We start from the raw sequence: 6421 nt of genomic DNA on the forward strand, positions 1-6421 counted from the left end.
TCCGCCCGCGGGAGGGCCGGGGGATCCGCGACGCTGCCGTGCATGGCAGACACCGAAGCACTCGAACAGCTCTTCTCCTCCCCGGCGCGGACCGATGACGACGTCGTCGCGCTCGTCACCGGCATCGTCGGTCGGCCCGTCCGACGGCAGTGCTGGGTGGTGTTCCTCGACGACCGGGCGCGGCCGGTGCCGTTCCTGCTGCCCGTGTCCGACCTGCCGTGGCAGCCGGACGAGCACGTCGAGGACTTCGCGGCGCTCGTCGCCGACGTGCGCGACGACGCCTCGGCGGCCGAGGTGGTGCTCGTGTGGGAACGGCCGGGTGACTCGCGGCTGTTCCCGGTCGACTGGGAGTGGGTGGACGCGTGCGCGTGTGCGTTCCGCGAGCGTGGGATCCGGCTGCGCGGCCAGGTCGTCGTGCACACCGCGGGGGTCGCGATGATCGAGCTCGAGGAGCACGAGCTGCCGGAGCCCGCGTGAGCGTGCTGGACGCTGCTCGGGGTCAGCCCTGCGGTGCTGCGTCCGGGACGGTCTGGCCGGTCAGTCCCTCGACGACGGCCTTCGCCTCGGGCCAGAACTTGGCGTAGTGGTCCGGGTCCGAGTTGATCTGCACCGCGTGCGCCATCTGCGTCGGGGTCATCGTCTTCCACCCCGGGGTCTTCACGAGCTTCGTGTAGAACATCGTCGCCGCGGTGTACGGGTCCATCCGCTGCTCGTACGTGCCCCACGCGCCGTTGTCCCGCTGCTGGAACAGGCCGCGGCTGTCCGGGCCGGCGGCGTCGCCGTGGTCGAGGTTCACCAGGCTGGACTCGCCGATCGCCGTCATCACCCCGACGGCCTGGGTGTGCGGTCCGATGCCCAGCGCCTGGGCGGCCTCGATGACGTACGCGGCGTTCACGAGCCGGTCCTGGCAGAACCCGGCGACCGGCCCGGCGGGGACGACGATGCCGCCGATGCTCTGCGTGGCGACCTCGGGGCAGGCCGGGGCCGCGGTGACGGACTTCGCGGCGCCGGTCAGGGAGTGCACCGCGATCACGACGACGACCACGACCCCGATGACCGCTGCGACGACGCCCGCGCCGAAGATCGACGCGATCGTGATGCCGGCGCGGCGCATGGCGGGTCCTCTCGTGCGGTGGGCACGGCGAGGGTATTGGTGCTGCCTGGGAGCGCGCCAGCACCCGCGCCGGGCGCGCGCAGTCCGTCAGCTTCGCTCGCCCTCGTGGTCGTCGTCGTGGCCGCGGTGCCCCGTTCCCGGGCGGACGACCGCGGTCGGCTCGGTGACGAGTCCGGTCGGCGCCTTCTCGGGTTGCTTCCGCCCGTGCGTGAACCACGTGACGACCCAGAGCAGGATCCCGAGCCCGAGCAGGGCACCGGCGATCTGGTACTGCTGCGGGTCACGTCCGGACGAGAACGGGAGCACGAGCCACAGGCACGTGATGACGCCGATCGCCGGGACGACGACGCCGGCCCGGAAGTGCTCGTGGTCGACCCGGTCGCGGCGTAGCACGAGCACGGTGACGTTGACGACCGCGAACACCGACAGCAGCAGGAGCGACGTCGTCCCGCCGAGCACCACGACGATGGGGGAGTCCGGGTCGAGCGACACCCAGCCGATCAGCGCCAGGGAGATCAGCGTGGTGAAGACGATCGAGGTGGACGGGGTGCGGCGGGCCGGCGAGACGCGCGACAGGAAGCCCGGCAGGACACCCTGCTTGCTCATGCCGTACAGCAGCCGGGACGCCATCATCATGTTGATGAGCGCGGTGTTCGCGACGGCGAACATCGAGATGAAGGGCAGCAGGTCCGCGATCGGGAAGTCCGGCGCGGCGGTCTGCACCACGGTGACGAGCGGGGTCTCGTTGCCGGCGAGCTCGCCGATCGGGACGACCGCGACGGCGCAGATGGACACGAGCACGTAGATGACGGCCGTGATGCCGAGGCCCGTGAGCATCACCTTCGGGAAGATCCGCGAGGGGTCCTTGGTCTCCTCGGCCATGTTCACCGAGTCCTCGAACCCGACCATCGCGAAGAACGCCAGCGACGTCGCGGTCGACACCGACAGCAGCAGCGTCTTGTCCTCCGGGGTCTCGAACATCACGACGCGGGAGAAGTCGGCGTTGCCCCCGGCGATCGCCCAGAACCCGATGAGGATGACCATCACCAGGCCGGACAGCTCGACGAGCGTCAGGACGACGTTCGTCTTGACGCTCTCGCTGACGCCGCGGAAGTTGATCGCCATCACGGCGAGCATGAAGCCCATCGCGATGAGCATCACGGCCGCGTTGGGCAGCTCCAGCCCGAAGCCTGCGCCGAGGTTCGCGGCGAACGCCCGGGAGGCGGTGGACGCCGAGGTGATGCCGGAGCACATCACGATGAACGTCACGATGAAGGTGACGAAGTGGATGCCGAACGCCTTGTGCACGTACAGTGCGGCGCCGGCCGTCTGGGGGTACTTCGTGACGAGCTCGAGGTACGAGAACGCGGTCAGCAGGGCGACGGCGAAGGCGATGAGGAAGGGGAGCCACGCTGCTCCTCCGACCTCGGCCGCGACCTGACCCGTGAGTGCGTAGACACCCGTCCCCAGGATGTCGCCGACGATGAAGAGCAGCAGCAGCTTGGGACCGATCACTCGGCGGAGCTCGGTCTGCTCCTGCGCTGGGCGGTCCGTGTTCGTGGTGGCCATGCGTCAGCCTCTTCCGGGGGACACGATGCTGTCCGCTTTCACAGCAAGCTCCCCGGTGATCGCAACACGCACGTTTCCTGCCCGTCTCGACCCCGGCGGCTGCGGTCTGCGGGCACTCCCCGAGGTCCGTCGCTACGCTGCGGAGCCATGGACGACGAGTCGAACACCACCGAAGAACCCGTCGAGTTCGCCGACTTCAACGCGAAGCTGCTCGTGCTCGACGTCCTCTGCTACGACCTCGACGTGCTCGAGCCCTACGACGGGGACGCCGACGACGAGAGCGAGGAGGACCTCGACGTGGAGGGGCAGGACGACCGCGCCCGCGAATACTACGACGACCTCGATCTGCTGCCGTCGCACCTCGACCTGGTGACCGAGTTGACCGTCGACGCCGAGCTCGAGGTCCTGCAGGACGTGCACCCCGGCTGGGACGGCTCGGACGACCGCTACGACCCGCAGAACTGGGACGACGTGCTCGACCTGCCGTCGCTGTCCGTCGTGTACGCCGCCGCACCGCTGCCCGCCCACGTCTCCGAGCGCCTGGCCGCCAAGGGCGTCGAGGTCCGCTCCGCCTGACCCGGTCGGCGTCGGCGGCGCGCCAGTGGGCGCGTGTCGACCTCACGCGCTCAGCGACACCTCACGGGCTCGCGCGGCCGTGAAGTGTCGCTCAGCGCGTGAACTCGCGGCAGGCAGGCAGGCAGACAGGCGGCCGGGCGAGCGGGCGGCGTCGCGCTCTACCCGCGCTGCAGCGCCCGGACCTGCTCCGTGAACTGTGCCGCGCCGCCCTGCGCCGGGTGGCGCACCGCGACGGCGTCGATGCCCGCGAGCGCGAGCGCCCCCTGCGCCTTCCGCCCGACGGCCACGACCCGCACCGGCCGCCCGGCGGCGCCGTCGCGTCCGGCCGAGCCGCCATCCGCGGGCCCGGACCGCCGCAACGCCTCGAGCAGCGCGAGCGCGACGGGCGCCCCCGCGCGGACCTCCGCCGGCCGCGGGGTCCGGTTCGTCAGCCGGTCCGACGCCACGAACGGGTGGTGCGGGAAGATCGCCCACGCCACCGGCAGCGGCCCCGACCAGTCCTGCAGCGCTGCGTGCACCACACGGGACGACGCCTCCCACGGTGCCGTCGGCTCCGGCGGCTCCAGGGTGTCGAAGCCGAGCGACCCGAGCTCGCGCATGCTCGTGAACGGGATGCCCGTGTTCGTCATCCCGCGCCAGCCCGGGGCCTCGGCGACGAGCAGGGTGTCCGCGCCGGTGCCCACGTGGTCCAGGTACCGGGACAGGTTCTCGCGGCGGAGCTGGCCTGCCGGGGTCGACGGGGCGTACAGCGCCTCGGCGTCGTCGGCCACGGGCACCGCGTCGAGCGCCGCCCAGAACCGGGCGAACGACGGCTGCCCCTGATCCAGACCGAGCCCCTGGCCCGAACCCGCGCCCGGCTCCATCAGTCCCGCCCGAGCACCCGGCGGTACACGTCCTCGAGCCCGCCGGCCGACCGCTCCCAGCTCAGCCGCTCGGCGTGCTCCCGCCCGGCCGCCGCGAGCGATGCCGCGTACACCGGGTCGGTCAGGATGTGTTCGATCTCGGCGGCCCACACGGCCGGGTCGCGGGACTCGAGCAGGATCCCCGTCTCACCGTCGACCACGGCTTCGCGCAGCCCTCCGGCAGCGGCGGCCACGACGGGCACCCCGGACGCCGAGCCCTCGAGCGCGACCAGGCCGTACGTCTCGGAGTGCGACGGCACGAGCACGGCTGCCGCGCCGCGGAACAGGAACGCCAGGTCGGCCCGCGACTGCGGTCCGATGAAGGTGACCCGGTCGGCCACGCCGAGCGCGGCGGCGAGCCGACGCAGTTCGGACACGTGGTCGCCCGCCTCGCTCGAGGCGTCGCCCGCGATGACGAGGGTGGGGCGTGCCTCCTGGCCGATGCCCGCGATCGCCTCGATCGCCAGGTCCAGTCCCTTCAGCGGCTGGACGCGCGCGGCCGCGACCACGTACGGGACGTCCGCGCGGCGCGCAGCCGCGCCCGCGGGACGGAAGACGGAACCGTCGACCCCCGGCGGCACGATCCACACGCGGGTCGGGTCGCCGCCCAGGCGGGTCCGGACCGTGTCGGCCTCGGCCCCGGAGACGACGACGACCGCGTCGGACTCGCGGGCGAGCAGGCGTTCCCCGGCCTCGCGACCGGCCGACTCGGGGCGCTCACCCTCGGACAGCGGGGTGTCCGAGGCGGCGGCGATGGAGTGGAAGGACTGCACGTGCGGGATGCCCCGCTCGCGCGCGACCGGCAGCGCGGCCGCGCCGGAGAACCAGTGGTGCGAGTGCAGCACGTCGTACGGGCCGAGGTGCTCGAGCTCCGCCCGGAACGGCGCGATGAACGCGTCGTGCTCACCCTTCGGCACGGGCTCGGCGGGCCCGGCGGACAGGAAGCGCAGGCAGACGCCCGGCAGCAGCGACACGGAGTCCGGCTGGGTCGGCGACGACCGCCGCGTGATCACGTCCACCTGGTGGCCGCGGTCCGCCAGGGCCTCGGCCTGGTGCCGGACGACGACGTTCATGCCGCCGACCTCGCCGGAGCCGGGCTCGTCGCCAGGGGAGGTGTGCAGCGACACCAGCCCGATGCGCAGGGGTTCGGTGGTGGTGCTCACGTCGTCAGCCTACCCAGCGGGTCGCCGCTGGGACGGGCGCGCGGGAGCGATGATCGCCGGGCTGCGGCCCGCCTCGTCCAGCGGGTCGGACGGGAGGCCCGGATCACCTCCCAGCACCTGCACCCGTCCGTCGCCGTGCCGGTCCCAGAACGCGGCCGTCCAGGCGCACAGGGCACCGTCGAGCAGGTCCTCCCGGTGCTTGTGCGTCGGGCCGTGCAGCACCGAGGGCTCGGTGAGCCCGGCCGTCAGCGGGTGCGAGTCGAGGTGCAGCGGCGGGTCGAGCGGTGTCGTCCGGAGCCGGTGCACCAGGTCGTCGAAGGCCACTGCGCGGCGCTGTCGGGCGACGGGCGCCGGCAGTGCGAGGTCGAGGCGCTTGTACCGGGGCCGCTCGACGTCGTAGCCGAGTTCCTCCACCCCGACCAGGGTCGTGTACGGGTAGCACTCGAAGGCCACCGGCCCGGTCCGATCCCGCATCGACGCGGTGTCCGACACGTATCCGACCCCGAGGGCGGTGAGCCGCTCGAGGAGCGCGGTGCCGGCGCTCGCCGCCGAGGCCTGGTTCGTCGGGTTCGCCGCGACCTTCCACCGGCCGTAGCGCTGCCCGACCTGCCGTTCGGCCTCGCGGATGCCGGTCGGGTTCGTCACGACGAGCGAGGCGTCCACGGCGATCAGGGTTCGCGGCCCGAGGTGCTGCGCGATCCAGTCGGTCACGGCGTCGACGCCGCGGGCCCATCCGGCGTCGGTGATCGTCCCGTCCGCCGCGGTCGCCACGAGCCCGGTCTCGTTCGCGGGCTTCCGCGCCGAGCCGAGCCCCCACGCCAGGTCCACCCCGAGGTACGCCGTCACCCACCCATCGAGCACCTCGGCCCGTACGACGTGCTGCACTCGCACCACTGGTTCTCCGGCGCGGCCGCGCTGCCGGTCGCGCGCGAGCGGGGCATCCCGCACGTGCAGTCCTTCCACTCCATCGCCGCCGCCTCGGACACCCCGCTGTCCGAGGGTGAGCGCCCCGAGTCGGCCGGTCGCGAGGCCGGGGAACGCCTGCTCGCCCGCGAGTCCGACGCGGTGTCCGACACGTATCCGACCCCGAGGGCGGT

At 72.9% G+C, this 6421-nt stretch carries 8 protein-coding genes; 3 read left to right on the forward strand and 5 right to left on the reverse strand.

Annotated features, from left to right (window positions below; translation table 11 throughout):
• Window positions 1-42: 42 nt before the first annotated feature.
• Window positions 43-477: a hypothetical protein gene (locus HUN59_RS10110; RefSeq protein WP_174778274.1), complete on the forward strand. Its 435-nt coding sequence runs from the start codon at window positions 43-45 to the stop codon at window positions 475-477.
• Between the two features lie 22 nt (window positions 478-499).
• Here the strand turns inward: HUN59_RS10110 and HUN59_RS10115 are convergent, their stop codons facing one another.
• A complete protein-coding gene (locus HUN59_RS10115; protein WP_144801611.1) occupies window positions 500-1114 on the reverse strand; it encodes a hypothetical protein in 615 nt (204 codons plus the stop codon).
• A gap of 87 nt (window positions 1115-1201) precedes the next feature.
• Entirely contained in the window at window positions 1202-2683 is a 1482-nt protein-coding gene (locus HUN59_RS10120; RefSeq protein WP_144801607.1) for an APC family permease, read from the reverse strand.
• A gap of 147 nt (window positions 2684-2830) precedes the next feature.
• Here HUN59_RS10120 and HUN59_RS10125 point away from each other — a divergent pair, with 147 nt between their 5' ends.
• Window positions 2831-3259, forward strand: coding sequence for a DUF6892 domain-containing protein (locus tag HUN59_RS10125; RefSeq protein ID WP_174778275.1), 429 nt, complete (start codon window positions 2831-2833; stop codon window positions 3257-3259).
• 158 nt (window positions 3260-3417) lie between these two features.
• Here the strand turns inward: HUN59_RS10125 and HUN59_RS10130 are convergent, their stop codons facing one another.
• The 3 genes from HUN59_RS10130 to HUN59_RS10140 are packed head-to-tail and all read right to left on the reverse strand — an operon-like array spanning window position 3418 to window position 6209.
• Window positions 3418-4122, reverse strand: a complete 705-nt coding sequence (locus tag HUN59_RS10130; RefSeq protein WP_174778276.1) for a uracil-DNA glycosylase — start codon at window positions 4120-4122, stop codon at window positions 3418-3420.
• The gene (locus HUN59_RS10135) at window positions 4122-5324 is read right to left on the reverse strand and encodes a glycosyltransferase (RefSeq protein WP_058741828.1); all 1203 of its coding nucleotides are present in this window, start codon (window positions 5322-5324) and stop codon (window positions 4122-4124) included. Before HUN59_RS10135 ends, HUN59_RS10130 begins: the two co-directional genes overlap by 1 nt.
• A gap of 9 nt (window positions 5325-5333) precedes the next feature.
• A complete protein-coding gene (locus HUN59_RS10140; RefSeq protein ID WP_217483539.1) occupies window positions 5334-6209 on the reverse strand; it encodes a DUF429 domain-containing protein in 876 nt (291 codons plus the stop codon).
• Between HUN59_RS10140 and HUN59_RS19685 the strand changes: the two genes are divergently transcribed.
• Window positions 6201-6421: glycosyltransferase (locus HUN59_RS19685; protein ID WP_368076158.1), on the forward strand; the 221-nt coding region annotated here is incomplete at its 3' end. The two genes, HUN59_RS10140 and HUN59_RS19685, sit on opposite strands and share 9 nt — an antisense overlap.

Source organism: Curtobacterium sp. Csp2 (assembly GCF_013347165.1).